The sequence below is a fragment of the Streptomyces davaonensis JCM 4913 genome, from assembly GCF_000349325.1.
Lineage (GTDB): Bacteria > Actinomycetota > Actinomycetes > Streptomycetales > Streptomycetaceae > Streptomyces > Streptomyces davaonensis.
Genome location: NC_020504.1, coordinates 3,806,648 through 3,832,356 on the forward strand (window position 1 = coordinate 3,806,648; position 25,709 = coordinate 3,832,356).

A 25,709-nucleotide genomic window follows, 5' to 3' on the forward strand; every position below is an offset into this window, starting at 1 on the left:
AAAGGAACCGACGGGCGAGAGCACCGAAAGGTTGCTCCAGCCCCGTACGGGTGAACCGCCTCACTTCCGGAACCCCCTTCCGAACCTCAGTAGCAGAACCGTGACAATCGGCCCCCACCTGGGCCGCCGCACCCACCGCCAGTAACTGCACACCGAGCGTATACATGCCGCGTATACACCCCGTGTAGAGTCCGGGACATGTCCATCGGTCACACCCTTCTGGGGCTCCTGGAATCGGGTCCGCGTCACGGTTACGACCTGAAGCGGGCCTTCGACGAGAAGTTCGGTCACGACCGGCCGCTGCACTACGGCCAGGTCTATTCGACGATGTCCCGGCTGCTGAAGAACGGCCTCGTCGAGGTCGACGGCATCGAACCCGGCGGCGGTCCCGAGCGGAAGCGGTACGCGATCACCGACGCCGGGGTCACCGACGTACAGCGGTGGTTGGCGACGCCGGAGAAGCCCGAGCCGTACCTTCAGTCCACGCTCTACACCAAGGTCGTCCTCGCGCTGCTGACCCGGCGGGACGCCGCCGACATCCTCGACACCCAGCGCGCCGAGCATCTGCGGATGATGCGGATCCTCACCGACCGGAAGCGGAAGGGGGACCTCGCCGATCAGCTGATCTGCGACCACGCCCTCTTCCATCTGGAAGCCGATCTGCGCTGGCTGGAGCTGACCGCCGCGCGGCTCGACAAGCTCGCGGAGGTGGTGGTCAAGTGACGCCGCCCCCTGGTGCCCTGCTCGCGGCCGAGGGGCTGCGCAAGGCGTACGGTCCGACCGTCGCGCTCGACGGCGCCGAGTTCTCCGTGCATCCCGGAGAGGTCGTCGCCGTGATGGGGCCGTCCGGCTCCGGCAAGTCCACGCTGCTGCACTGCCTGGCCGGCATCGTGCCGCCGGACTCCGGCTCCATCCTGTACGCCGGGCGGGAGCTGGCCACGATGAGCGACGCCGAGCGCAGTCAGCTGCGGCGCTCGGAGTTCGGGTTCGTCTTCCAGTTCGGCCAGTTGGTGCCCGAGCTGACCTGCGTCGAGAACGTCGCCCTGCCGCTCAGGCTGAACGGCACCTCCCGCAAGGAGGCCGAGCGGACCGCGCTGTCATGGATGGAACGGCTGGAGGTCGACGATCTGCGCAAGAAGCGGCCCGGCGAGGTCTCCGGCGGCCAGGGCCAGCGCGTCGCGGTCGCCCGTGCGCTGGTCACCAGCCCCCGGGTGCTGTTCGCGGACGAGCCGACCGGCGCGCTGGACTCCCTCAACGGCGAGCGCGTGATGGAGCTGCTCACGGAGGCCGCGCGGTCCACCAACGCCGCCGTCGTGCTGGTCACGCACGAGGCGCGGGTGGCCGCCTACTCCGACCGCGAGATCGTCGTACGGGACGGGCGGTCCCGGGACATGGAGCGGATCGTATGAACCAGTGGGGGAGGGACCTCGCCCTCGGTTTCCGATTCGCCTTCGCGGGCGGGCGCGAGGGCTGGACCCGGGCCCTGCTGACGGCCGTCGGGGTCGGCCTCGGCGTGGCGCTGCTGCTGCTGACGACCGCGATCCCGAACGCGCTGGCGGCCCGCGACGACCGGGCCAACGACCGCACGGACATCACCTACAGCGGCCAGGTGCCCGCCAAGGCGGACGACACCCTCGTGGTCGCGGACGCCGACACCGACTTCCGTGGCGCGGACATCCGCGGCCGGACCCTGGAGCCCGAGGGCCCGCGCGCCCCGCTGCCGCCCGGGGTGGACAGCTTCCCGGCGGTCGGCGAGATGGTGGTCTCCCCCGCGCTGAAGCGGCTGCTGGAGTCGGACGGCGGCGCACTGCTGCGCGAGCGGCTGCCGGACCGGATCGTCGGAACCATCGGCGACAGCGGCCTGGTCGGCTCGGCCGATCTCACCTTCTACCGGGGCGGCCAGGGCATCGGACAGTACGTCGACGGCGCCCAGGTGACCCGCATCGACCGCTACGGCGACCCGGACCCGTACGAGACCGACATGGACCCGGTGCTGGTCCTGCTGGTCCTCGTCGTGTTCGTCGCGCTGCTGATGCCGGTCGCGGTGTTCATCGCGGCGGCCGTGCGGTTCGGCGGCGAGCGGCGCGACCGGCGCCTGGCCGCCCTGCGCCTGGTGGGTTCCGACGGGCGGATGACCCGCCGGATCGCGGCCGGCGAGGCCCTCGCGGGCGCACTGCTCGGACTGGTCCTCGGTACGGTCTTCTTCCTGATCGGACGTCAGATCGCGGGCTCCGTCGAGGTGTTCCGGTTCAGCGTCTTCCCGGCCGACCTCAACCCCTCCCCCGCGCTCGCCCTGCTGGTGGCCGTCCTGGTCCCGGCCGCGGCGGTGCTGGTGACGCTGCTCGCACTGCGCGGGGTGGTCATCGAGCCGCTCGGCGTGGTGCGCACGGCGAAGCCCACGCGGCGCAGGCTGTGGTGGCGGCTGCTGCTGCCGCTCGGCGGACTCGCCATGCTCTACCCGATGATCGGCCAGGGCAACGACGACGGCGAGTTCAACCAGTACCTCGTCATCGGCGGTGTGATGCTGCTGCTGGTCGGGGTGACCGCCCTGCTCCCCTGGGTGGTGGAGACGGTCGTCGCCCGGCTCGGCGGCGGTGGCGTGGCCTGGCAACTGGCGGTACGACGGCTCCAGTTGAGCAGCGGTACGGCCGCCCGGCTGGTCAACGGCGTCGCGGTGGCGGTGGCCGGTGCCATCGCCCTTCAGATGCTGTTCGCCGGGGTGGAGAAGGACTACACCAAGGACACCGGCTACGACCTGACCACGGCGCAGATGGAGGTGACCACGGGCGGCGGCGTCGAACTCGCCCATGCCACCGAGCAGTTGCGGCGCACGGAGGGTGTGCGCCAGGTGGTCTCCCACTCCGAGGGCTACCTGGGCGACACCCGCCTGGACCCGGCGCGCACCTCCGAGGTGACCGTAGGCGGCTGCGCGGCGCTGCGCGAGGTGGCGGACCTGCCCACGTGCCGGGACGGCGACGTCTTCGCCGTCCGCGACGCCGAGTGGGACACCGACACGCCCCAACTGGCCCGCCCCGGGACGACGCTGTACCTGGACCCGAGCTACGAGGGCGACGTCCGCGGTCGCGAGGTCGCCTGGAAGGTGCCGGAGGGCATCCGCAAGGTGGCCACGCACAAGGACCTCAGCGGGCGGGAGCGCGGCGGCTTCCTGATCACCCCGAAGGCGCTGCCCGAGGCGGCCCGGCCGGCGATGACCGGACGCGCGTACATCGGCCTCGACGCCTCCGTTCCCGACGCCCGTGAGCGGGTCCGCAACACCGCGGCGGCCCTGGGTCCCCTGGTGCTCCCCCATGACTGGTCGGCGACGCAGAGCAACGAACGCTACGACTCCATCCGCACCGGCCTGTTCGTCGGCGCCGTATGCGTGCTGCTGCTGATCGGTTCTAGCCTGCTGGTGTCGCAGCTGGAGCAGTTGCGGGAGCGCAAGAAGCTGCTGTCGGCGCTGGTCGCCTTCGGCACCCGGCGGCGCACGCTGAGCCTGTCGGTGCTGTGGCAGACGGCGATCCCGGTCGCGCTGGGCCTGCTGCTGGCCTCCGCGGTGGGCCTGACGCTCGGCGCGGTCCTGCTGCGGATGACGGACACCAAGGTCCGGGTGGACTGGGCGAGCCTGCTGTCGATGACGGGCGCCGCCGCCGTGGTCGTCCTCGCGGTGACTCTGCTCAGCCTGCCGCCGCTGCTGCGGCTGATGCGGCCGGACGGGCTACGCACGGAGTGATGACCGACCCCTCCCCGGTGCGCCGGGGAGGGGTCGCGCGCTTCACAGCCCGTACTCCCGCACCACCCGCCTGACCTGGGCGAACAGCATGCCCACATTGACCGACTTGCGGCACACGACGACCGCGACGACGTCCTGCTGCTCGCTCATCCGGACAAACAGGTGGGTGAGGTTCTCGCTGTTGACGAGGATCTCCTGGAAGAAGTGCTGGTCGCTTTCGATCCCCCGGCGTTCCTTGAAGACGTCCTCGATCATCACGACCGTACGGCCCTGGAACAGATCGAGGGTGGCGCCCGCCAGCAGGTCCAGGACCTCCGGCGGATGGTTGTCGACCGTCTCGTACGACAGCAGCATGCCGGTGCTCATGTCGACCACTCCCGAGGCCACACAGTCGGGGGCGTCGTTGCGCAGGGACTTCACGAGTCCCATCACCTGGTCGGAGAAGCCGGGGGTCATGCGTTTGGTGGCCATGGGTCAGACACCTTCCGTTGCTTTCGCGGGACTTGTCAGGATCGAGTCGATGCGGCGCAGGGCCGGCTGGGTCGCCTGGTGCAGCCGGTCCAGGTCCATGCCCTCGTCGCCGAGGACGACCATCAGCGCGGTGTCGCCGACGGCGTAGAAGGCGGCACAGCCGCCGCTGCCGTACGTCACCGTCCGGCGCAGGGCGCCGCGTTCGGCGGTCTGCACGGTCCGCCGGGCGAGGCCGAGGCCGGCCGCTGCGAGCGCCGCGAGGCACTCCGCGTCGATGGAGTCGGCGGTGTCGGCGGCGATGAGCAGTCCATCGGCCGCGGCGACCGCAGTGTCGGTGATTCCGGTCACCTGTTCGCGCAGACCGCGCATTTCGCGTGCCAGCGCTTCGTGGTCCATGTCGTCAACGCTCCTCTTGCTGTTCACACTGTTCCCCCGCTTCCTCTGGCGGCTCCGTTGCGCAGGCGGAAGAACCATTTCCAGCCCGCCGCCGAGCGTTCCGGGGCGAGCACATCGGCGATGCCACTGGCGCCCGGGTCACGGCGGGGCAGGGCAGTTGGCGTGGGGGGCGGTTCGAGCGGTGGCTCGGGTGGTGACTCGGGGGTCTCCGGGATACGGCGGCGGACGCCCTCGGGGGGTGTGCGGATCCGGACCGGTCGGGGTTCCGGGGCGCACTCCAGGAGGCCGTCGGCGAGCATCCGCGCGACCTCGACGGTGACGGTGTAGACGCTTCGCCCGGTGCGGAAGGCGAGGTCGCGGGCGGTGGAGCGCCCGTCGGCGTGGGTGAGCAGATCGCGCTGGAGCGGGGTGAGCGGGCCGTCCGGCTGCACTAGGGGCAGGGGGCGCTCGCGGTCGGGGTGCACGGGGTGGTTCAGCTGCTGGACGGCGGCGATCCGGCGGGCGGTGTCCTGAAGCAGCCGGTCGACGGGCTCGCCGACCGCGACCGGCGCGAACGGGTCGGCGTCGTCGAGGGTGCGCCGCCACTCCTCCACGCGGCCCGCCGCGATGGCGAACACGGCGTCGTGCAGCGCCATCACACAGACCACCCGCAGAGTGGCGTCGCCCGCGTAGCCGTGGGCGACCAGTGCGGCGACCGGCCAGTGCGCGCCACCGGACTCGGCCAGCAGCGCGGCCCACTGTTCCGCGCTGATCCGGCCGGAGCGCAGCAGCAGTGCCTCGGGGCCCGGGGCGCCGGGCGACTCGGCGGCGACGACGAGGCCGTCCCTGAAGTGGACGGTGCCGCCGGGGGTTCCGGCGACGCACAGTGCCCCCGTGAAGCCGTCGCGCCCGCAGCCCGCCAGGGCCGGTGCCAGGTGGTCGTAGCCCGACATCACTCCCCTTGGCCTCTCGCACACACGCCTGACGCGTAGCGCTGAGGGGGGAATTCCTATCAGCCGATGGGTGATTTCCGGCCGTGGATTACCGACCTGCCGCTAGTTGACGGAAGTTGATTTTCCCGGCGGTCCAAAGCGCTGACTTGGGCGCCGATTTGACCGACTGTGACTGCGATTCGACGCTCAGTCGTCAACCCCCAACACCCTTACGGGCAGCGGTCGTAGCGCCTCGCGCAGGGCCCCGGACAGCTCCTTGTACTCGGCTCCGCGGGCGGCACCCGTACGCATGGCGAGGGCGATCCGGCGGGTGGGAGCGGGGTCGGAGAAGTAGCCGGTCGTCAGCTGGTTGCTGCGGGTCGTCTCGACCTTGACGGCGGTACGCGGCAGCAGGGTGACCCCGAGTCCCCCGGCGACGAGCTGGACCAGGGTCGACAGCCCGGCGGCCGTGGTGGTGACCGGCGCGCCCTCCCGTCGCCCACCACCGCCCTCAACCGAGGGGCTTCGCCCCACCCCCTTCAATCCCAGGCCCGCCTCCCGGCAGATGTCGAGGGCCTGGTCGCGCAGACAGTGCCCCTCGTCCAGGAGCAGCAGGTTCAGTTCCCTCAGCGCCTCGCGCGGGATGCCCTCGCGTCCGCCGAGCCAGTGGTCCAGCGGGGTGACCAGCACGAAGTCCTCGTCGAAGAGCGGGAGTTCGACCACTCCGGGGACCCCGAGCGGCACGGCGAGCAGCAGCAGGTCGAGGCGGCCGGTGTGCAGCCCGTCAACGAGGCTCGCGGTCTGTTCCTCGTGGACCTGGAGGTCGAGATCCGGGTAGCGCTCGTGGACCAGCCGCAGCACGGTCGGCAGCAGATACGGCGCGACGGTCGGGATCACGCCGAGCCGGAGCACTCCGGTGAACGGGGCCCGTACCGCCTCCGCCTCCTCCATCAGCGCGCCGACCTCGTCCAGTACGGCCTTGGCGCGCACCGCGAGCCGCTCACCGGCCGGGGAGAGCAGCACCTTGCGGGTCGTACGCTCCAGGAGGGTCACCCCGAGTGACTCCTCCAGCGCGGCGACGGCTCCGGACAGCGCGGGCTGGCTCATGCCGATGGCGGCGGCCGCGTCCCGGAAGTGCAGATGCTCGGCCACGGCCGCGAAGGCCCGCAACTGGGACAGACTGGGCAGCCGACGCTTGGCTCCGCCATTACCAACAGTCACTGATAATCGCCTCCGATCAACATGACCGAGTGTAGCGATTTCTCTAATCAATGCACCTTGTGCTTGCATCGAGGTCGTCCAACCCATGGGAAGCGTCCGCGATCCGGACGCTTCTTCGCTGCAAGGAGAGCCTGTGCTCACTGTTGGTGACAAGTTCCCCGAGTTCGAACTGACCGCCTGTGTCTCGCTGGAGAAGGGCAAGGAGTTCGAGCAGATCCACCACAAGTCCTACGAGGGCAAGTGGCTCGTGGTCTTCGCGTGGCCGAAGGACTTCACCTTCGTGTGCCCGACCGAGATCGCCGCGTTCGGCAAGCTGAACGACGAGTTCGCCGACCGCGACGCGCAGATCCTCGGCTTCTCCGGTGACTCCGAGTTCGTGCACCACGCCTGGCGCAAGGACCACCCGGACCTCACCGACCTGCCGTTCCCGATGCTGGCCGACTCCAAGCACGAGCTGATGCGCGACCTCGGCATCGAGGGCGAGGACGGCTTCGCGCAGCGCGCCGTCTTCATCGTCGACCCCAACCGCGAGATCCAGTTCACGATGGTCACCGCGGGCTCCGTCGGCCGTAACCCCAAGGAGGTCCTGCGGGTCCTCGACGCCCTCCAGACCGACGAGCTCTGCCCGTGCAACTGGAGCAAGGGCGAGGACACCCTGGACCCGGTCAAGCTGCTGGCCGGGGAGTGACCTGACGATGTCGCTCGACTCCCTGAAGTCCGCCGTACCGGACTACGCCAAGGACCTGAAGCTCAACCTGGGCTCGGTCATCGGCAACTCCGACCTGCCCGCGCAGCAGCTGTGGGGCACGGTGCTGGCCACCGCCATCGCCTCGCGCTCCCCGATCGTGCTGCGTGAGCTGGAGCCGGAGGCGAAGGCGAACCTGACGCCGGAGGCGTACACCGCCGCCAAGGCGGCCGCCGCGATCATGGCGATGAACAACGTCTTCTACCGCACCCGCCATCTGCTGTCGGACCACGAGTACGGCACCATGCGCGCGGGTCTGCGGATGAACGTCATCGGCAACCCCGGTGTCGACAAGGTCGACTTCGAGCTGTGGTCCTTCGCGGTCTCCGCCATCAACGGCTGCGGCATGTGCCTCGACTCCCACGAGCAGGTGCTGCGCAAGGCGGGCATCGAACGCGAGGTCGTCCAGGAGGCGTTCAAGATCGCCTCGGTGATCCAGGCGGTCGGGGTCACGCTGGAGACGGAAGCGGTGCTCTCCGCGTAAGCCGGTTGCCCCGGGCCCCGTTCACCCCTGGTGAGCGGGGCTCTCGGCGTTCACGGCCTCGTCCTCGATCGCCGGCCGGGCCGGGGGTTGGTTGTACGCCCGCAGGTAACCCACCACCGTGTTCGTCACCGCCACCAGCGGTACGGCGACCACCGCACCCCCGATGCCCGCGATCATGCCGCCCGCCGCAACGGACAGCACCACCGCCAGCGGATGCACCCGGACCGCCCGCCCGAGGATGAACGGCTGGAGGATGTGCCCCTCGATCTGCTGCACCGCGAGCACGACCGCCAGTGTCATCACCGCCGTGAACACGCCCTGGGTCACCAGCGCGACGACGACCGCCAGCGCGCCGGAGGCCACCGCGCCCACCAGCGGGATGAACGAGAACAGGAAGATGAACACCGCGAGCGGGACGGCCATCGGCACGTCGAGGAAGTAGATGCCGATGCCGATGAAGACGGCGTCGATGAGGGCCACTATCACCGTGCCGCGCACATACGCGGTGAGCGTCCGCCAAGCGGCCGGACCGGCGCCCGCGACACCCGGGCGGGCGGCGGCGGGGACCAGCTTCAGCGACCACTCCCAGATCCGCTTGCCGTCGTAGAGCAGGAAGAGCGTGGAGAAGGCGGCCAGCAGGATGCCGGTCAGCGCCTCGACGATGACCGTGACGCCCTCGAGGCCCGCCGAGGTGATCTCGTCGGTGTTGGCGCCGATCGTGTCGCGCAGGTTCTCGGCGATGTCGTTGATCTGCTTGTCGGTGACGTGGAAGGGGCTGTCCAGCAGCCAGTTGCGCAGTTCGTCGATGCCGTCCTGGACCTGGTCGGAGAGGTTGTCGATGTTCTCCATGACCTGCCAGGTGACGAACCAGCCCATCAGGCCCATCACCACGAAGCCCAGGATCGCGGTGAGCGCGGTCGCGAGGCCGCGCGGGACGCCGTAGCGGCGCAGGCGGGCCACCGTGGGCTCCAGCAGCGCGGTGATCAGCAGCGCCGCCACGAAGGCCAGCACCACGAGTTGTACGGCGCTGATGACCCGCATCAGCACCCAGACGGTGCCGGCGAGCACCAGCAGCCGCCATCCGGCCTCGGCGGCGACCCGCACGCCCCACGGCACGGCCAGCGCGGGATCGGGGCGCTCGGGTGCGGGGGCCATGGGCTCGGCGTGTGCCGGGACCCGGATGGTGGGCGTGGCCTTCTGGGCCGGCGCGGGCACGGCGTCCTCGCTCTCGCGCTCCACCTCCGCGCGGCGCTCGTCCAACCGCTTTCCCACCCGCGTCAGTCCGGCCCCCAACCCGCCGAGCCACCCTGGCACTCGCGACATGATCCGCCCTCTTCCCCCGTCTTTCCCCACCACTCCCCCCTGGAGTCGTCGGCTCCGACCGTACATGGCGAAGCCCCCCACCGTAGGACGGTGAGGGGCTGCCAAGGGTTGAGAGGTACTGCGGAGCGCCTAGTACCAGTGGTTGGCCTGCCAGAACGACCAGGCGTCGCACGGGCTGCCGTAGCGCTCGTTCATGTAGTTGAGGCCCCACTTGATCTGCGTGGCCGGGTTGGTCTGCCAGTCGGAGCCGGCGGAGGCGTACTTGCCGGCCGGCAGTGCCTGGAAGAGACCGTAGGCGCCGGAGGACGGGTTCACGGCCTGGTAGTTCCAGCTGGACTCGTGGTCCACGATGTTGCTGAAGCACTGGTACTGGCCGGACGGCACCATCTGCTGCGCCATCGCCTGGATCTGCGCGACGGTGTACGAGCTCTGCACCGGGAAGCTGGAGGAGGACCGGGAGGCCTTGGCCTCGGCCTCTTCGCGCTCCTTGGCTTCCTCGGCGGCCTTCGCCTCGGCAGCCGCCTTCTTGGCGGCTTCCTTCTTGTCGATGGCAGTCTGGGCGGCAGCCTTGCGGGCCGCTGCCTCCGCTTCCTTCTTGGCGCTCGTGTCCGCCGCGATGGCCTGGACGTTCGCCTGCTGCGTCAGGGACGCGGTCTGTACCTGGGCCTGCTGTCCCGAGGGTATGTCCGCGAGGAGCGTCGCGTCGGCTGCCGTCGCTTCGGCGTCGTTGTTCTGCGCGGTGCTGCCCGAGGCAACGCCGACGACGCTTCCGACAGCGGTGACCGCGGTGGCCGAGACCACTGCGAATCCCCGGACCGAGATCCGGCTCACACGGTTTCCTTCCAGCATCGTCCGCTTCGGTGACCCTGGCGGACGCAATCGTGCCCCTGACACTGGCCTCCCAACTGCGCGGTCACGGGAGGCGCGGGCCCGGTGGGCAACTCCCCTGCGGGGAGTGCCGCGTGGTGCACGGGCGGCATACGACGACGCTATGGAGTTAGCGGTGCTTCTCAAGTTGTGCCGTACCGCTGGGGGTACAGATGTGTCGTATGCGGGGCCTGACAGGAGTGAGACTCTGCCGTAACCACACGCCGCAAGGCAATTCTGTGTCGGGTGTGAAAGCTCACATCTCGTTTGGCCCAGGGAGTTCTGAGAATCAGCAACATGCGGAAGCGCCGCCCGACTAGGCTCTGAGCCTTTGTCGGACGGCGCCAACCGGTACCTATGACCTCAGATTTGGCCGTCTTCCAGCATTTCGGTCACAAGGGCGGCGATCTGGGACCTCTCGGACCGGTTCAGGGTGACATGCGCGAAGAGCGGATGCCCCTTCAGCTTCTCCACGACAGCCACGACACCGTCGTAGCGCCCGACCCGCAAATTGTCCCTCTGCGCGACATCGTGGGTCAGAACCACTCGTGAATTGGCCCCGATTCGGGACAGAACCGTCAGAAGTACATTCCGCTCCAGCGACTGCGCCTCGTCCACGATCACGAACGCGTCATGCAGGGAACGGCCGCGGATGTGGGTGAGCGGGAGGACCTCCAGCATCCCGCGCGCGGTGACCTCCTCGATGACCTCACGGCTGGTGACCGCGGACAGCGTGTCGAAGACCGCCTGCGCCCAAGGGCTCATCTTCTCGGCCTCGCTGCCCGGCAGATAGCCGAGCTCCTGCCCGCCGACGGCGTACAGCGGCCGGAAGACCATCACCTTCTGGTGCTGGCGGCGCTCCAGGACCGCCTCCAGACCCGCACACAGCGCCAGCGCCGACTTGCCGGTGCCGGCCCGGCCGCCCATCGACACGATCCCGACGTCCGGGTCGAGCAGCAGATCGAGCGCGATGCGCTGTTCGGCGCTGCGCCCCTTGATCCCGAACGCCTCCCGGTCGCCGCGCACCAGCCGGACGTTGCCCTCGGCCGTCACCCGGCCCAGCGCCTTGCCTCGCTCGGACTGGATGGTGAGACCGGTGTGCACGGGCAGGTCCGTCACCTCGGGCACATAGACGTGCCCCTCCTCGAAGAGGATGTCCACCTGCTCGCCGGAAAGCGTCAGTTCGGACATTCCGGTCCAGCCGGAGGAGTCGGTGATGGCGAGTTCGGCGCGGTACTCCTCGGCGAGGAGCCCGACGGACGAGGCCTTGATCCTGAGCGGGAGGTCCTTCGACACGACGGTGACGTCGAACCCCTCGGCCTGAAGATTGCGGGCGACCGCGAGGATGCGGGAGTCGTTGTCCCCCAGGCGGTAGCCGGTCGGCAGAACGCTGGGGTCCGAGTGGTTGAGCTCGACACGCACCGTCCCGCCCAGGTCCCCGATCGGGATCGGGGCATCGAGACGGCCGAACCGCACCCGGAACTCGTCCAGCAGACGCAGCGCCTGCCGGGCGAAATAGCCGAGTTCGGGATGGTGCCGCTTGGCCTCCAGCTCCGTGACCACGACGATGGGGAGCACGACCTCGTGCTCGTCGAAGCGGCTCAGGGCGTTGGGGTCGGCCAGCAGGACGCTGGTGTCGAGAACATAGGTGCGCCGGTCGGGCTTGCGGCGCTTTGTGCTGGTCACCACGGAAGGACGTACCCCCTCGGAAGAGGTCGGGGAGCGACGGAGAGGAGCTGGACCGGTCGACGGCCCCAGTGCACGGGCCGAGAACCGGCCCTCCGCTGCTTCGTCCGTACGGTGACCGCACGTTCGGGCTGGTGCAAAGGGCCTCCCGGGCGGACGGCCCCGTGCCGTCCGCTGAGATCCGACACCCGTGGTTCGGGCGTCGACCTGCTTGGCTTATGCCCTCGAACATGCGGTGCCATGCCACGGCATATGACGGCGCGCTGGTGAACTCCTCATTACTTCCGCCCCAAACGGGGTACTCCGGGAGCCCAACGGCTCCCTTGTGCTCCTGTGCGCTCGGGTGGGCTCAGCCGCCGTAACGGCGGTGCCGGGCCTCGTAGTCGCGCAGCGCGCGCAGGAAGTCGACCTTGCGGAAGGCCGGCCAGAACACATCACAGAAGTAGTACTCGGAGTGCGCCGTCTGCCACAGCATGAATCCGGACAACCGCTGTTCTCCGCTGGTGCGGATGACCAGATCGGGGTCGGGCTGGTCGCCGGTGTAGAGGTGGCGGCCGATCATCTCGATGTCGACGGTGTCGGCGAGCTTCTCCAACGAGGTGCCCTTGTCCGCCGCGTCGAGCAGCAGCGAGCGCATCGCGTCGGCGATCTCCTGGCGTCCGCCGTAGCCGATGGCGACGTTGACCAGTATTCCGTCGACGTGCTCGGTGGTGTCCTCGGCCTCTTTGAGGGTGGTCTGCATCTGCTGCGGCAGCAGATCACGGGTGCCGACGTGATGGACGCGCCAACGGCCGTCGGCGGCGAGGGTGCGGACGACGTCCTCGATGATGCCGAGCAGAGGGACCAGTTCGTCCTGCGGCCGCTCGAAGTTGTCCGTCGACAGCAGCCAGAGCGTGACGACCTTCACGTCCGTCTCGGAGCACCAGCCGAGGAACTCCTCGATCTTCTCGGCCCCGGCCCGGTGGCCGTGCACGGTGGTGGAGCCGGCCGCCTTCGCCCAGCGGCGGTTGCCGTCCATGATGACGCCGATGTGCTGGGGCACCTGAGCGTGGTCCAGGTGGCCTTCCACCCGGCGCGCGTACAGCCTGACCAGCAGGCCGCGCAGCTTGTCGCGCAGGTTCACGTGATTGTCAGCCCCTCCGTACTGATCGGGCGGCCGTCGCCTCGGCAGGCGTGCCGAGGGCGGTCCCAGCCCGGTGGCGGTCCCCGGGCCCTGCCCGGCGGTGGTCCCCCAGGGCCGAAGCCTACCCCCGTAAGAAGAAGGGCCGGGCGGGGCTTTGCCGAGCGGGGCTTGCGGGCTTTGCCGAGCGGAGCCCCGCGCAAAGAAAAACGGGCCGGTCCGTGGGGGGGGAGACGGACCGGCCCGAGGGGGGGTTTCCACCATAACCCTTTGTAAGTGATGCTGCGCGCATCGGCGTGCCACAACTACTCTCCGAAGTCGGACGGCGACGCGGCGAGAGGTCCGGCGGGGGTGTTTCGCAGGGTGTTCATGGCCGGAACACAGCGGATTCCCAGGAGAATCGGGCGGAACATGGGCAGGACATGAGGGGGAGCGCCCGGCTTTGGCGGCGATTGCGCCACACGGGGCGAGTTGTCCACCCTTCCCCCTCCCGGGTGACCCCGGGCAGCGAACGTCGGCTTGACGTCCGGACGGGGCCGTACGACGACCCCCGCGCCGCAGGTGAGCACGGCACCGCGCAGCCCCCTCCTCTGCGCGGTACCGCCCGCGCAGCTTTGCTGACGCGAATTACCTTGGTCTGAACCTACGCGAGATGCACGTGGGGCGCGAGTGACAAGCGATAACAATGTGGATAAGGCATGAATCCTTGGATACGGAGGTGATCACCCCCCAGCGCCCTGTTTGCCGGTTTTACTCCATTACAAGAGGACACCCCCTGACCTACCTCGCCCCTACCGTCGCCCTATGACGGTGACGATCTCCTGGCACGAGGCGAGCGCGCGACGACTCGAACGGCAGTTCCTGGCCATTCCGGCGAGGGAGGGCACTCCGATCCCCGACATCGTCTCGGCGATGCTCGGCGCGCACGCCCAGGTGCTGTCCGCGGCCGAGCTGTCGATCGGCGTCCGGACCACCGGCCTGACCCGGGCGGACGTACGCGCCGCGCTCTGGGAGGACCGCTCCCTGGTGAAGACCCACGGCCCGCGCGGCACGGTCCATCTGCTCCCCGCCCATGAACTCCCCCTGTGGACCGCCGCGCTGCCCGCGATCCCGTCCGGCGCGAACCGCTCCCTGCTCACCGAGGAGCAGGCGCGCCAGATCGTGGCGGCGATCGAGGACGCGCTGGACGGCGTGTGCCTGACGGCCGACGAGCTGAACGAGGAGGTCGTGGCCCGGACCGGCCCCTGGGCGGGCGAACTGGTCATGCCCGCCTTCCAGGGCATGTGGCCGCGCTGGCGCCAGGTCATGCACCGCGCGGGCCAGTCGGGCGCGCTGTGCTTCGGCCCCGACCGCGGCCGCAAGGTGACGTACACCCGTCCCCCGCACTTCGACCCCCTCCCCGCAACCGAGGCGGTGCCCCGACTCCTACGCCGCTATTTGCACGAGTACGGCCCCTCGACCCCGGCGTTCTTCGCCAAGTGGCTCGCGGCACCGGATGGTTGGGCCGCGCGGCTCTTCAGCAAGCTGGCCGCCGACGGCGTGATCGAGGAGGTCGGCTTCGAGGGGGCGCCGGCGTGGGTGGTCGCGGGCGACACGGAGTTCTCGTCGCGGGGGTGGCGAGGGGTGCGGTTGCTGCCGTACTTCGACGCGTACGGCATCGCCGCGCAACCCCGGGAGTCGCTGTTCCCCGGTGAGGCGTACCGGAGGGCGCTGGCGGGTGGGCAGGCCGGGAACTTTCCGGTGCTGCTGGTGGACGGGGTGGTGGCGGGGGTGTGGCACCAGCGGCGGCAGGGTCGTCGTACGACGGTGACGGTGGAGGTCCTGGGCGGCGGCGGCCGACTGACGGCTCGGCAGGGGCGGGAGTTGGAGGAGCAGGTGGAGCGGGTCGGCGAAGTGCTGGAGGCACGGCCGGAGTTGGTGCTGGGTGAGGTGAAGGTGGGCCCGCATGCCTGAATCGGAATGGGGATCGGGGTCGGAACAGGGACCGGAATCGGATCAGCGCGGCTTGCGGGCCTCGATGAGGTGGCGGGTGCTGTGGGCGACGAAGGGCCCCTCGTCCTGGATCCGCCGATGCAGGGACCGGAGTTGAGGCTCGTACGCCTCGACGGTGAAGCCGGGGACCATCCAGATCACCTTGCGCAGGAAGTGGACGACGGCGGCGATGTCGTGGAACTCGATGCGCAGCTCCTCGGCGCGCAGGTCGACGACCTCCAGCCCGGCGGCCTCGGCGTCGGCGCGCTCTCTTTTCGGATCACGGCCGTTGCGGACGTCGTCGGGCTGCGGCCCGAGGAAGTATTCGACGAGCTCGACGACGCTGTGGGGCCCGACGTGTTGGGCGAAGTAGCTGCCGCCGGGTTCGAGCACCCGGGCGATCTCGGTCCAGTGCGCCTGGACCGGGTGCCGGCTGCTGACGAGGTCGAAGGCGCCGTCGGCGAACGGGAGCGGGTCCGGCTCGGGCGAGGCGACGACGGCGACGCCGCGCGGCCGGAGGAGAGCGGCGGCCTTGGCGACGTTCGGCGCCCACCCCTCGGTGGCTACGGTGAGAGCGGGGGCCTTGGGCGCGTGTCCGAGGGCGAAGTCGAGTACTTCCCCTCCCCCGGTCTGGAGGTCGAGGGCGGCGGTGGCGCCCGCGAGCTTCTGGGCGAGGGAGACGGCGTATCCCCAGCTGGGCCGCGCCTCGGTGGCCCGTCCCTCGAACCAGGAGAAGTCCCAGCCGTCGGTGGGTACGGCGGCGCCCTCGGCGACGAGGTCCTCAAAGCTGCGGTGGCTGCGCGGGTGGCCCATGTTCCGATGATCGCAGGGGAGGGCGGGAGGCCGCCGCCGAATTTCGGTGTCATACCCCGCTGCTAGCTTCAGCGCTATGACGAACCCCGAGATGACAGATGCGAGCACGCAGTACACGGCCGGAGACAAGGAGACGCTGCACGCGAGCCTCGACCGGATGCGGGACGCGGTGCTGTGGAAGCTGGAGGGGTTGAACGACGCGGACCTCCGCCGCCCGCTGACCCCCTCGGGCACGAGCCTCCTGGGCCTGGTCAAGCACCTGGGCTCGGTGGAGTACGGCTGGTTCGTCTCGACCTTCGGCGGCGAGGCCGAGCCGCTGTGGTTCGACCCGTACAGCGACGAGGACATGCGCGCGGACCAGGGCGAGACGACGCAACAGATCATCGACTTCTACGGCCGCGCCCGCGCCGCGGCGGACCGCACGATCAACGAACGGAACCTGGACGACCTGGGCCGGCCGGACTGGCGGGGCGAAGACGTGTCGCTGCGGTGGGTGTTGGTCCACATGATCGAGGAGACGGCGAGGCACGCGGGCCACATGGACATCGTGCGGGAGTTGATCGACGGGGCGACGGGGGACAGGCGGCCCGCGACGTCCTCATGACGTACCCGCGGGAAGCATGAGCAGGATGTGCTCGCCCTCGCCGTGGGTCAGGGTCCCGACACGCTGGAATCCGTGCTTCTCCAGGAGCCGGACGGAGGCGGTGTTGTCCTTGAACGGGTCGGCGTACAGGGGCCGTGCAGCCTCCCGCCGCAGAAAGAGCCCGAGGGCCGAACTACCGACCCCGCGCCCCCAGTAGGCCCGCCCGAGCCAGTACCCGATGAACCGACGATCACCGTCTGTCCAAGCGCAAAAATTCCCGGCGACCTCTCCGTCCACGACGACGGTCTGCACGAGGTTGTCGGGATCCCCGAGCACGCGCTCCTTCCAGTGCCGCATAAACCGTTCCCGAGGCCGCGGCACGAACCGAGACCGCCGGACGGCCTCGGGGTCGTGTTCGAAGTCGAGGAAGATGTCGAGGTCGGCCTCGACGACGTCACGCAGCTCAACGATGTGGTCGCTCATGCCGGGAGTGTGGCACCAGGCACTGACAACGCCGCTGATAAAGCCGGTGACAACGCAGGTGGCTACGCCGGTGACTACGGGACGAGCGGCCGCACGTCCTCGGCGACGAACCGCACGAACCCCTCCGGGTCGGGCTCGTCCCCGGTCGGCTGGAGCACGACGGTGTCGGCCCCGGCCTCCGCCAGCCGCTGTACGGCCTTGGCGACGGTACCGGCGTCTCCGGCGACACCGAGGCCGGGGACGTCGGCGAGTCCTTCCTCGGTCAGCTCCTTGCGCAGCCGTTCGGCGGCGTCGGCTCCGGTGGCGGCGAGGAGATAGACGACGAGGCGATGAGGACCGGTGCGCCCGGCGGCGGCCCGCCCTTCATCGATGAGCTGCCGAGCCCGCCGTACGCCGTCCGGCGGGGTGGACGCGGTGAGCAGGGTACCGTCGGCGCATTCACCGGAGAGCCGCAGCGAACGGGGGCCGGTGACACCGGCGATGACGGGAACGGCGGGCCCAATGGGCGGCCAGTCAAGAGCGACATCATCAAGCCGCACATACCGCCCATCGGTGGTGAGCCGCTCCCCACGCAACAGCGCCCGCAAGGCAACGAGATGCTCCCGCAACAAGGTCACCGGCGACTCGACCCGAGCCCCCACCTGCCCCATCCACTCCTGCACCCCATGCCCGACCGCGATGACGGCCCGCCCGGGAAACATCCGCTCAAGAGTGGCGGCCTCCATGGCCGTGACAGCGACATTCCGCAACGGCACGGGAAGCAGCCCGATCCCGACCCGCACCCGCTCGGTCCACGCCAACGCCGCCGCAGCAGCGGAAACCCCACCTTCCCGAAAGCAGTCCTCCCACAGCCACAACTCCTCAAGCCCGGTCTCATCGGCGAGCCGGGCGATGGAGCGGAGGTCTTCTGGGGGGAGTTGGGGACGGAAGATTGCGCCTAGTTGGGTCATGGGGGTGTTCCTACCCGGGTGAGGCATGGCGAACAGCACCGCCGAAGGGCTGAGGCCGCCGCCGTTCAGAACGGCGGCGGCCTGTGTGTCAGCGGTTGATGGACTGGATTTCCTGGACGACGACGTCCTGGGTGGCGCCGAAAGCACCGTCGGGCATGTCGCCACCGGCTCCGCCGGTGCCGGTCCAGGTGATCTCCCACGTGACGGTGGCCTGGAGGGGGAAGGTGTCGTCGCCGGAGGAGCGCAGGTACTTCACGCCGCAGGGCGGAGTCTGGTCAGCCTTGCCCTTGGCGTACGGCTCACCGATGCGGTTGTTGGCGTTGTTGAGCTCGCACACGCCGGACGCGGGGTAGGTGACCGCGTCCGCCGTACCCGGCTCGATCTTGAGGGACTTCGGCACCGCGGTTGCGGTCGCCTCCAGATTCAGCACTGGTACGGACGCGGTGACTGACACCGGCTTGAACTCCGCGCCGTCCAGCCAGGCCCACGTCGGGAGGTTGACCTTCGTGGCGTTCTCGGGGGCGAGGGTGACCTCGGTGCCGGGGACGCGGATCTCGGCGTAGGCGAGTTCGGCGAGGATCTCGGGGGTTATCGCGTTCTCGATGTCGGCGGGAGGAGCATCACCGGTGTCCACCCAGAAGTACTCGTCCTCGTAACAGGAGTCCCAACCTGCGGGAAAGTCCTTGTCATTGACGTACGCGCCCCACCAGTAGCCCTTGCCGGCCTTGTCCTTGTTGAAGCCCTTCTTCTCATCGTTGGCGTTGTACTTCTCGCGCTGCTCGGCGTCCCAGGTATGACCCGTGGAGCCAGCCTCCCAGATCGGCTCCAGGTAGTTCTGGAGCCCTTCGGGGGTGTACTTCGGGGCGTGCCAACAAGGCGGCGGCGTCCAGGACGTGGTCGAGGTCAGGGCGCCGGTTGATTCGCCGGTGCCGTTCTTGGAGCGGTCGAACACGACGCCCCCGACGGTTACGGAAACCTTGTCGCCGTTGGTGTCGGCGCCCTGTTCCGTGTTGCCGTTGTTGTCGTAGCCCCCTCGGGCGAAGGCTGTCTGGGCAGCGAAGAGTGACGCGCATACGAGCGTCAGGGCCGTTGCGGTCCTCGCTGAGTTCCTTACGGTTGGCACGCCTTGTCTCCCCCGTTCGACGCAATGTTGGTGGTCTGCCAGACTCCCTGGTCGTTCTTGGTCAGGGTGGTGTTGTACAGCACGTAGGAGTCCGCGGTGGCAGGCGACCTGTCGACCTTCCCGGTCTTCCGGTCCTTGACGTAGGACTTGCTCTCGTCGGAGCAGTAGGTGACATATGCCTTGTCAGCTCCGGACAGGGTCACCTTGTAGTCGTAGTAGCGGGTCACGCCGGTCCACGTGTCGCCACCGTCGATGTACTGCTGCGCGAAAGTGATCGACGACTCCAGGGCTTTGCCCGTGTTGTAGAAGCCGAGCGCCTTCGTGTCCGTGTTCCCCTCGAAGATCGCTTCGTCGACGGAGTTCACGCTCAGGGCACTGTCAGCGAGCACCGCGTCCTTCGCCGCGTCGCCCGTCTTCTGGTCCTCGAAGACGTTCTTGGCGTCGGACGGGAAGGTGATCTTCGGCCGGTCACCGGAGTCGGATGCGGCGGCCGTGGGCGACGGGGACTTCTTGCCCCCCGTCTCGGCTCCCGCGATCTTGTCGTTGTCCTTGTCCTTGGAGCTGTCGTCGCTCCCGCACGCGGACAGCGTCAGGGCCGCTGCGGCGGTCAGCGTGAGCGCTGCGAGGAGGGTGGGGCGGCGGTTCACGGTCGGCTCCCAGTGAGACGAGACTTCTCTTGAGCGAAGCAACGCTATCCAGCGTCTCGCGGTGACACCAGGGCGATGCTCGTCAACTGACGGGATCTATGAGTCCAAATCAACCAATGAGACGTCGATTCGGCCCGTAACGGTTCCGTAACACGGTGCCGGATGTACCGCGCAACTCGGCGAGCGAGCCATTCCACTTATGAACATGCAAAGGAGAGCCACCGTCAGCAGTGATGCGTAGCACTGTCCGGATCGGGGAGATCCTCGTCATGAGGCAGCAATGGCGCGACGGAGTCGGGAAGTTGGTCGTCCAGGGGGCGGCAGGGGACGTCGGTCTGCCTCTGGAGATCGCCTCGTCCTATCGCGCCCGGACTCGGGGACTCCTCGGGCGGGACGCCGTGGACGGGGTTCTCCTGCTCTCCCCCGCCAACAGCATCCACACGATCGGCATGCGGATCCCCATCGATGTCGCGTACCTCGATCGGCGGTTGAACGTCCTCGCCGTGCGCACCATGAAGCCCGGGCGCCTTGGGCTGCCCAGGCTGCGCGCTCGGCATGTGCTGGAGGCCGAGGCCGGGGCCATGGTGGGGTGGGGGCTGCGCGTGGGCGTGCGGGTGGTGGTCGAGGTCGACGGCGACGTGGGGTGAGCGGCCATCGGGTTACCGCGGTGGCGTTTCTCCGGCGCCGGACATCTACATCCCCGGTCGGAAGTTCACGGTCGAGACCTACTGCGGGGCTACTTCATCGACGTACAGTTCCGGCCGACCGTGTCGCTGTTCAGCTCGTATCAGGGCCGCCCCACGCCCCCCTTGGGAGAACACATGAAGCGCACCCTCACGGTGCTGGTCGCTCTCGCCGCGCTCACCGTGCCGCTGGCTGGTTGCAGTGACAGCAAGGACGTCACCGGAACCGTCGTCGACAAGGAGACGGACCAGGAGTGCTCGAAGTCGAAGAAAAAGAAGAAGAGAAGCTGCCACACCGAGTATGAGCTGACCGTCCGCACCAAGAACGGAGACCGTACCGAAGTCGACGTCGACAGCGACGACTACAACGCCTGCTCCACTGGTGCGCAGTACCCAAAGTGCACGAAGAGTTGAAAACCCCGGTCAACCGCCACACGATTACGGCCCTCGCCCCGGAACTCCTTGCACCGCGGACCCACGGCGGGTCTATCGGGCGCTGGACTTGAGGCTTGTGATGAGGGTGGTGAAGGCGTCAGCGGGAACGGAGAGTTGGGCGCGGGTCATCCCGGAGATCGAGGGGGAGGGGGGAAGGCGCCGCGTGTGACGGTGACCGCTGCCGCGTGGTTGCCTTCCTCGGCGCTATCAAGTGACCGTTGGGCCGCCCGCTCCCTTGCCAGGGTCGTGCCTCCACGGCCCGGCCTCAAGGGCGCTACGCGTCGCCTACGGCGATGGACCTCCGGCCCACCCTTGACCCCGGTCCGCTCCAGCACAGGGAAGAAGCGAGCGGCCCACTCCAGGAGTACGGCACCGCCCTTCTTCCATTCAGTTCTGCAACTCCAAGGGTTCCAGGCAGACCGGGATTCATAGACGATCTAGCGAGGCAAGCAGTTCTTGTAGGTCTCGGGTGAGCAGCAAGTCGTAACGGCCCAAGGCGGTCAGGTTCTCGAAGATTTGGCGGGCCGTCGTCTCCTGGCGCTCCAGGTTCGTGTCGAAGTCCCTGATGGTGACCAGGGAGTCGTAGCGCTCCAACGGCATGCCGTGGTCGCCCTCGTACTCGTGGGTGAACTCGACCTCGACCGCCGCGTATCCGAGATTTCCCGCACGGTCGACGAACTCGTCGTCGGCCGGCCTCAGCTCCACACCGCATGCCGTGGAGACGTCCTGGACCAGCCGTTCCCGCGGAAATCCAGGGCGAGCAAAGATGTAGTGGTACTCACTCATGCCTAACCCCCGCGCACACCCTGGGACAGCGTCGCGTCCTCGTCAGCTCTCTGAGCGCGGGAAGCTGACCTCCACCCTTCGGTTCTTCTTGCGGCTGGCCTCTGTTGTGTTGGAGGCGATGGGGTACTGCTCGCCGTAGCCGCGGACCTCGTAGGTGATGTTGGGGTCGTTCAGTTCGGATTTGAGGATGTCTTCTACGGCGTTGGCTCGCTGTTTGGAAAGGACGTCGCCGTGGGCCGATGAGCCCAGGTCGTCCGTGAAGCCGAAGACTCGGATCTTCGTCGCGTTCTGAGTTTTGATTTCCTCCGCGATCGCTGCGATTCGAGCCTTTGCCTCGCCGTTCAGTTTTGCGCTGTCCTTCGGGAACAGGACCTCCGCCTGGAGCGCGAACTTCACGTCCGCGTTCGTGTCCTCGCGGCGTTCGTCGCCGCTCTGGTCTTCGACGACCTGCTTGATGTCCAGCACCTTGGCTTCGGCGAGCGTGGCGCCCTCGGGGAGCTTCAGGTCCGGGTCGTTGGGATCGACTTCGACCGGGGCGGTGGCGGTGGCTTCGGTGCCTGGGGGGACGCTGGGGTTGTCGTCGGCGTAGGCAGGCACAGCGCCGATGAGATTCGTGACTGTCATCACCGAGGTGGCAGCCAGGATCAGAGGCAGGCGGGGCGAGGTATGTGTCATGTAGGGCGTCACCCAGAGATCGTGATGTCTGCGGGGGCGAACATCGGCAACTGGAAGGCAACTTCGGCCACGTCATTCGGCGGCGCGGGGAACTGCATGAACACGGGGATGGTTTCACCAGACTTGATGGACGTTATGCCCGTGGTCGTGAGAGGGCGGCCGTCCGTGTCTCGCAGCACGTAGTAGCGCTTCTTCCCCTTGGAATCGACCAGAGTGGCCCCGCCGAGAGAGCGACCGTTTCTAATGATCTCAGTTTCATTGCCGCTCAACTGGGCTGGCAGCGCCAAGGTCTTGTCACCATCGTTCTTCAGGGTGCCGCTCACCGTGACAAACCCACCCGAGTCACGCTGAGCGGTGGTGAGCTGCAGGAGTAGTCCGTCCGGCCCCTTCAGCTCAGCCAAGGGCTCGCCCGCGTCGCCTTCCTGGGGACTGGGCGCGGATCCACCATTCTCTGGGGCCGACGCTGAAGGCTTGGCCTTCGGGTCGTCGTCCCCGCCGCCGCAGCCGGCCACACCGAGGGCCAGACCGGTCGCGAGAGTCAGTGCGACCATCCCCCTACGGGCCTCCGTAGTGAACCGAATGCTCATGCCTATGCTTCCTTCATCGCTCGTTGTTCGCTTATCAGTCAGCCAAGTGGACATCGAAGAGATCCTCGGGCTCTGGCAGTTCCGCCAAGTCCTCCGGATCCAGAACCCAATCCTTGTCCTTGCAGGTCAACTGCGGCAGCACGTCGTCTCCGGCATCCTCGTCCGGCAGCTTGAACGTGCAGCGGGGCTCGATCACGGCGATGGCGGACGCCTTTGAGTACACGTCTTCCGTGCCAGGGACGATGGACTCGCCGACGGACTTGTCCGTCTCAACTGCGACCTCGTACTCCAATAGCCCGGGATCACATCCTGTTATGTGGGCGTCGTTCTGCACCGCTAGTTGATCCGCTCGCCAGCACGAAGGCTCAAGTCCGGGCGCGTAGCCGTCAAAGATGTCTTGCCACTGCGGCGGGTCGAGTACGGCTTCCACCCACTTGCCGGCAAGTTGATCCCGGGTGTCCTGCGCTGCCGCCAGTGCCGCAGCGTCAGCGGCGGTCTGGGCGCCGTTCCGATTCGCGCCAGCCTGACCGACCGCAAGGTAAGCGAACGCGAGAAAGAGCAGACCTCCCACCACCGTGATGTAGATGGGGAACGCCTGCCCTGTGTCGCCGTACCTACGCGGCCGCATCAGCCCCCGGTAACTTCGATGATCTTTTCGGTAATCGCGTTGTAAATCGTCTGCCCGATGTCCGTCCCCGTAATAGCCAAAACAATCGCAACCACCACCGCAATGATCCCCAGGTACTCCACCGCAGTCTGGCCCTTGTCGTTCAGGTTGGGGCGGTAGTTCATGGCGGTTCCCTTCGGTTGCGGGTGTGGTGGCCGCACCGTAGGGCGGGGTGGGGTGGGAGGGGGAGGGTCCGGGGGCCCACAAGCGGGCCCAAAGGCGGGGCATGTCAGGTCACCCCCAGCCATTTGGCGGTGGCCTGGGCCCTGGTGGTGCTGTGGAGCTTGGCGAAGATGCGGTTGATGTGGTTCTTGACCGTCTTCTCGCTGATGAAGCACGTGGCGGCGATCTGATGGTTCGTCATGCCGGACGCGATGAGGTCCATGATCTCCGCCTCCCTCGTGCTCAGTTGGAATCTCTTCCTACCGGAGGACTGTCCCATACTTGGTTGCACTTGCGAAAGGGGGGAGGCTTTATTTGGGGTTGGAGCGGGTGGTTCCATATGCGGATGCGAATCCGTCGATCTGCGTAGTTGCGTCAGCAGTGCCTCCGCCGCCGTTGCCGTGAAGTGCGGCTTGCCCTCGTTCAGGCCCCGTACCGCCTCCACCAGTTCCGCCGCCGTGAACTCGCCGTGGACCAAGTAGCCGTTGGCTCCTCGCCGCAGAGCCTCCTCCACCGTTTCCGATTCCCTGCTGTACGTCAGCATCATCACGGGGGCCAGCTTCACCAGGTACGGGAGCGCCGCTATGCCGTCCACTCCTGGCATCTGGACGTCCAGGAGGACCACGTCCGGGCGGTGGCGCCGGGCCGCCTCGTAGGCCTCGCGGCCGTCCGCCGCCTCCGCTACTACCTTGATGTCCTCTCGGCCGGAAAGCAGCGCTGTCAGGCCCGCTCGCACTACCGGGTTGTCGTCCGCGACCACTACCCGTAGGGGCTTGGTCGCGGATTCGGGCGTGGGGAAGTCGGGGTGTGTCATGCCGTCATGTCCTTCGCGCCGCCGATGGGAGTTCCAATGGGAGTTCCAATGGGAGTTCCAGGAGGACTTCCGTGCCTTTTGCGTGGTCGCCGCGGCCCATGCGGATACGGGCGCCCACCGACGCGGCTCGTTCGACCATGCCGATCAGGCCGAAGTGACCTGCACTGCGAAGCTGTTCGAGGGTGGTGTCCGAGGGGAGGCCCCGGCCGTCGTCGTACACGCTGATGCGGAGTAGGCCGCCGTGGACTCCCGCTCGGACGTTCACCTTCGTCGGGGTCGCATGGCGGTGGGCGTTCTCCATCGCCTCCGCTGCGATCGAGAGGACGTGGCGGGTCACCGCCGGGGGCAGGGGCGGGGGTGCCTCCTTGGGACTTGTGGGGTGGTACGTCGCCAGGACTCCCGTACGGGTTGCGAAGGCCCTTGTACGTGACTCCAGTTCCTCGAAGACGTCCCTCGTCGCGACACAATCGCGCCTCAAGTCCGTCAGCAGCTCTCGCGATTCCGTTGCCGCCCTGCGCGTGGCCCTTGCCACCAGCTCCGCCTGTTCCTTGATCAGGGTGGGGTTCAGGGTCGCCTTCGTCGCGGATGCCGATGCCGCCAGGCCGTCCGCCGCCAAGGCCACTCCGTGCAAGGTCTTCGCCACCGAGTCGTGCATCTCCCTTGCCAGGCGGGCCCGTTCTGCTGCCACTGCCTCTGCTGCCGCCAAGCGGGCCCTTGTTGTCGTCAGGGCCTGGGTCGCCTCGCCGAAGCGGAGCATCAGGTTGCGGAGTGCTGAGCCTGCCGCGCCTGTGATCACGCAGAAGCCGGGGAGCAGGAGCTTCTCCGCGAGGGTTGAATGCGCCTCCGCTGTTGTGGCGTAGACGAGGAGGAGGATCAGGGACTGGAGGCTGGCGAACACCGCCGCCGCTCGGTAGCCGTACGCGATGCCTGCCAGCAGCGGCGTGCAGACACTTACGTACGCCAGGGGGGTGTCCGGGCCCGCCGAGATCAATAGCAGGGCGCCGAACAGAGTGTCCGCTGCCAGGAGGGTGGGGTGGCGGAGGAGGAGGGGGCCGAAGCGTTCCCAGTCTCTGAAGAGGACGTAGCTGGCCATGAAGGTCGCTACCGTCGCCGCGCCTACCAGGCGCGTCCCCAGGCCGGGGGCGGCGTTCAGCAGGGCCGCGGGGGCGGAGAGGGCGAGCATGGCCAGGCGGAAGGCGAAGACCATGCGGGTGGTTGCCTGCAAAGCGTTTATCTGGAGGGTGATCGTCGGGTCCTTGGACGGTCCAACCGACGCCGCCGGAAGCGCCTCCTCCAACCCCTGCGGCGCGTTCAGATCCCTCGGTGTCGTCAGGGTCACCCTCAACCCCCTCACGGGCATTCCGATTCCCATC

The 25,709-nt window shown here is 68.4% G+C and carries 29 protein-coding genes; 9 read left to right on the plus strand and 20 right to left on the minus strand.

The genetic code is table 11. The annotated features are described in order from the left end of the window. Positions 1 to 198 precede the first annotated feature (198 nt). From BN159_RS16415 to BN159_RS16425, 3 genes are read left to right on the plus strand one after another with little or no spacing between them, the layout of a single operon-like run. A complete protein-coding gene (locus tag BN159_RS16415) occupies positions 199 to 723 on the plus strand; it encodes a PadR family transcriptional regulator (protein ID WP_015658114.1) in 525 nt (174 codons plus the stop codon). Next, positions 720 to 1,409, plus strand: coding sequence for an ABC transporter ATP-binding protein (locus BN159_RS16420; RefSeq protein WP_015658115.1), 690 nt, complete (start codon positions 720 to 722; stop codon positions 1,407 to 1,409). Before BN159_RS16415 ends, BN159_RS16420 begins: the two co-directional genes overlap by 4 nt. Continuing rightward, the gene (locus BN159_RS16425) at positions 1,406 to 3,733 is read left to right on the plus strand and encodes an ABC transporter permease (protein ID WP_015658116.1); all 2,328 of its coding nucleotides are present in this window, start codon (positions 1,406 to 1,408) and stop codon (positions 3,731 to 3,733) included. Before BN159_RS16420 ends, BN159_RS16425 begins: the two co-directional genes overlap by 4 nt. A 42-nt stretch (positions 3,734 to 3,775) precedes the next feature. Here the strand turns inward: BN159_RS16425 and BN159_RS16430 are convergent, their stop codons facing one another. From BN159_RS16430 to BN159_RS16445, 4 genes are all read right to left on the minus strand, one after another. Next, positions 3,776 to 4,204: a hypothetical protein gene (locus BN159_RS16430; protein WP_015658117.1), complete on the minus strand. Its 429-nt coding sequence runs from the start codon at positions 4,202 to 4,204 to the stop codon at positions 3,776 to 3,778. A gap of 3 nt (positions 4,205 to 4,207) precedes the next feature. Continuing rightward, entirely contained in the window at positions 4,208 to 4,600 is a 393-nt protein-coding gene (locus BN159_RS16435) for a roadblock/LC7 domain-containing protein (protein WP_015658118.1), read from the minus strand. 23 nt (positions 4,601 to 4,623) lie between these two features. Beyond that, positions 4,624 to 5,532 (minus strand): MarR family transcriptional regulator, encoded by a 909-nt coding sequence (locus BN159_RS16440; protein WP_015658119.1) that lies wholly within the window; start codon positions 5,530 to 5,532, stop codon positions 4,624 to 4,626. A 186-nt stretch (positions 5,533 to 5,718) separates the two neighbouring features. Beyond that, a complete protein-coding gene (locus tag BN159_RS16445) occupies positions 5,719 to 6,732 on the minus strand; it encodes a LysR substrate-binding domain-containing protein (protein ID WP_015658120.1) in 1,014 nt (337 codons plus the stop codon). Between the two features lie 133 nt (positions 6,733 to 6,865). Between BN159_RS16445 and BN159_RS16450 the strand changes: the two genes are divergently transcribed. Next, positions 6,866 to 7,420, plus strand: a complete 555-nt coding sequence (locus tag BN159_RS16450; protein ID WP_015658121.1) for a peroxiredoxin — start codon at positions 6,866 to 6,868, stop codon at positions 7,418 to 7,420. Between the two features lie 7 nt (positions 7,421 to 7,427). Further along, positions 7,428 to 7,961, plus strand: a complete 534-nt coding sequence (locus tag BN159_RS16455) for an alkyl hydroperoxide reductase (protein WP_015658122.1) — start codon at positions 7,428 to 7,430, stop codon at positions 7,959 to 7,961. Between the two features lie 21 nt (positions 7,962 to 7,982). Here the strand turns inward: BN159_RS16455 and BN159_RS16460 are convergent, their stop codons facing one another. The 4 genes from BN159_RS16460 to BN159_RS16475 form a co-directional block, all read right to left on the minus strand. Next, complete coding sequence (locus BN159_RS16460) at positions 7,983 to 9,284, minus strand: AI-2E family transporter (RefSeq protein WP_015658123.1); 1,302 nt, start codon at positions 9,282 to 9,284, stop codon at positions 7,983 to 7,985. A gap of 129 nt (positions 9,285 to 9,413) precedes the next feature. Beyond that, positions 9,414 to 10,115: an aggregation-promoting factor C-terminal-like domain-containing protein gene (locus tag BN159_RS16465; RefSeq protein WP_015658124.1), complete on the minus strand. Its 702-nt coding sequence runs from the start codon at positions 10,113 to 10,115 to the stop codon at positions 9,414 to 9,416. A 399-nt stretch (positions 10,116 to 10,514) separates the two neighbouring features. Beyond that, positions 10,515 to 11,840 (minus strand): PhoH family protein, encoded by a 1,326-nt coding sequence (locus tag BN159_RS16470; protein WP_015658125.1) that lies wholly within the window; start codon positions 11,838 to 11,840, stop codon positions 10,515 to 10,517. A 346-nt stretch (positions 11,841 to 12,186) separates the two neighbouring features. Continuing rightward, on the minus strand, positions 12,187 to 12,960 hold the full coding sequence (locus BN159_RS16475) for an isoprenyl transferase (protein ID WP_015658126.1): 774 nt from the start codon (positions 12,958 to 12,960) through the stop codon (positions 12,187 to 12,189). 801 nt (positions 12,961 to 13,761) lie between these two features. Between BN159_RS16475 and BN159_RS16480 the strand changes: the two genes are divergently transcribed. Next, the gene (locus tag BN159_RS16480) at positions 13,762 to 14,910 is read left to right on the plus strand and encodes a winged helix DNA-binding domain-containing protein (protein ID WP_015658127.1); all 1,149 of its coding nucleotides are present in this window, start codon (positions 13,762 to 13,764) and stop codon (positions 14,908 to 14,910) included. A 42-nt stretch (positions 14,911 to 14,952) separates the two neighbouring features. Here the strand turns inward: BN159_RS16480 and BN159_RS16485 are convergent, their stop codons facing one another. Next, positions 14,953 to 15,741 (minus strand): methyltransferase domain-containing protein, encoded by a 789-nt coding sequence (locus BN159_RS16485; protein ID WP_015658128.1) that lies wholly within the window; start codon positions 15,739 to 15,741, stop codon positions 14,953 to 14,955. Between the two features lie 76 nt (positions 15,742 to 15,817). Here BN159_RS16485 and BN159_RS16490 point away from each other — a divergent pair, with 76 nt between their 5' ends. After that, positions 15,818 to 16,345 (plus strand): DinB family protein, encoded by a 528-nt coding sequence (locus BN159_RS16490; RefSeq protein ID WP_015658129.1) that lies wholly within the window; start codon positions 15,818 to 15,820, stop codon positions 16,343 to 16,345. Here BN159_RS16490 and BN159_RS16495 read toward each other — a convergent pair. The 4 genes from BN159_RS16495 to BN159_RS16510 all read right to left on the minus strand — a co-directional run bounded on the left by BN159_RS16495 (position 16,340) and on the right by BN159_RS16510 (position 19,527). Further along, on the minus strand, positions 16,340 to 16,807 hold the full coding sequence (locus BN159_RS16495) for a GNAT family N-acetyltransferase (RefSeq protein WP_015658130.1): 468 nt from the start codon (positions 16,805 to 16,807) through the stop codon (positions 16,340 to 16,342). The genes BN159_RS16490 and BN159_RS16495 overlap by 6 nt on opposite strands. 74 nt (positions 16,808 to 16,881) lie before the next feature. After that, positions 16,882 to 17,757 carry an LLM class flavin-dependent oxidoreductase gene (locus BN159_RS16500; protein ID WP_015658131.1) on the minus strand — a complete coding sequence of 292 codons (876 nt, stop codon included), beginning with the start codon at positions 17,755 to 17,757 and terminating at the stop codon, positions 16,882 to 16,884. Between the two features lie 88 nt (positions 17,758 to 17,845). Continuing rightward, positions 17,846 to 18,880 (minus strand): hypothetical protein, encoded by a 1,035-nt coding sequence (locus BN159_RS16505; protein WP_015658132.1) that lies wholly within the window; start codon positions 18,878 to 18,880, stop codon positions 17,846 to 17,848. Then, on the minus strand, positions 18,868 to 19,527 hold the full coding sequence (locus tag BN159_RS16510) for a hypothetical protein (RefSeq protein ID WP_015658133.1): 660 nt from the start codon (positions 19,525 to 19,527) through the stop codon (positions 18,868 to 18,870). The genes BN159_RS16505 and BN159_RS16510 overlap by 13 nt, the downstream gene beginning before the upstream one ends. Before the next feature lie 269 nt (positions 19,528 to 19,796). Between BN159_RS16510 and BN159_RS16515 the strand changes: the two genes are divergently transcribed. Together BN159_RS16515 and BN159_RS16520 are read left to right on the plus strand one after the other, a co-directional pair. Continuing rightward, complete coding sequence (locus tag BN159_RS16515) at positions 19,797 to 20,174, plus strand: DUF192 domain-containing protein (RefSeq protein ID WP_041821406.1); 378 nt, start codon at positions 19,797 to 19,799, stop codon at positions 20,172 to 20,174. 174 nt (positions 20,175 to 20,348) lie between these two features. Further along, positions 20,349 to 20,624 (plus strand): DUF2500 family protein, encoded by a 276-nt coding sequence (locus tag BN159_RS16520; protein ID WP_015658135.1) that lies wholly within the window; start codon positions 20,349 to 20,351, stop codon positions 20,622 to 20,624. Between the two features lie 447 nt (positions 20,625 to 21,071). Here the strand turns inward: BN159_RS16520 and BN159_RS16525 are convergent, their stop codons facing one another. The 7 genes from BN159_RS16525 to BN159_RS16555 form a co-directional block, all read right to left on the minus strand. Next, complete coding sequence (locus BN159_RS16525; protein ID WP_015658136.1) at positions 21,072 to 21,431, minus strand: hypothetical protein; 360 nt, start codon at positions 21,429 to 21,431, stop codon at positions 21,072 to 21,074. A 42-nt stretch (positions 21,432 to 21,473) separates the two neighbouring features. Continuing rightward, entirely contained in the window at positions 21,474 to 22,106 is a 633-nt protein-coding gene (locus tag BN159_RS16530) for an OmpA family protein (RefSeq protein WP_015658137.1), read from the minus strand. Positions 22,107 to 22,114: 8 nt separating this feature from the next. Continuing rightward, positions 22,115 to 22,693: a hypothetical protein gene (locus BN159_RS16535; RefSeq protein ID WP_015658138.1), complete on the minus strand. Its 579-nt coding sequence runs from the start codon at positions 22,691 to 22,693 to the stop codon at positions 22,115 to 22,117. A gap of 34 nt (positions 22,694 to 22,727) precedes the next feature. Continuing rightward, positions 22,728 to 23,321 (minus strand): pilus assembly protein TadG-related protein, encoded by a 594-nt coding sequence (locus BN159_RS16540; protein WP_015658139.1) that lies wholly within the window; start codon positions 23,319 to 23,321, stop codon positions 22,728 to 22,730. After that, positions 23,321 to 23,485, minus strand: a complete 165-nt coding sequence (locus BN159_RS46205) for a hypothetical protein (protein ID WP_015658140.1) — start codon at positions 23,483 to 23,485, stop codon at positions 23,321 to 23,323. Before BN159_RS46205 ends, BN159_RS16540 begins: the two co-directional genes overlap by 1 nt. Positions 23,486 to 23,589: 104 nt before the next feature. After that, a complete protein-coding gene (locus tag BN159_RS16550) occupies positions 23,590 to 24,336 on the minus strand; it encodes a response regulator transcription factor (protein WP_015658141.1) in 747 nt (248 codons plus the stop codon). Positions 24,337 to 24,340: 4 nt separating this feature from the next. After that, positions 24,341 to 25,708: a sensor histidine kinase gene (locus tag BN159_RS16555; RefSeq protein ID WP_015658142.1), complete on the minus strand. Its 1,368-nt coding sequence runs from the start codon at positions 25,706 to 25,708 to the stop codon at positions 24,341 to 24,343. Between the last annotated feature and the right edge of the window lies 1 nt (position 25,709).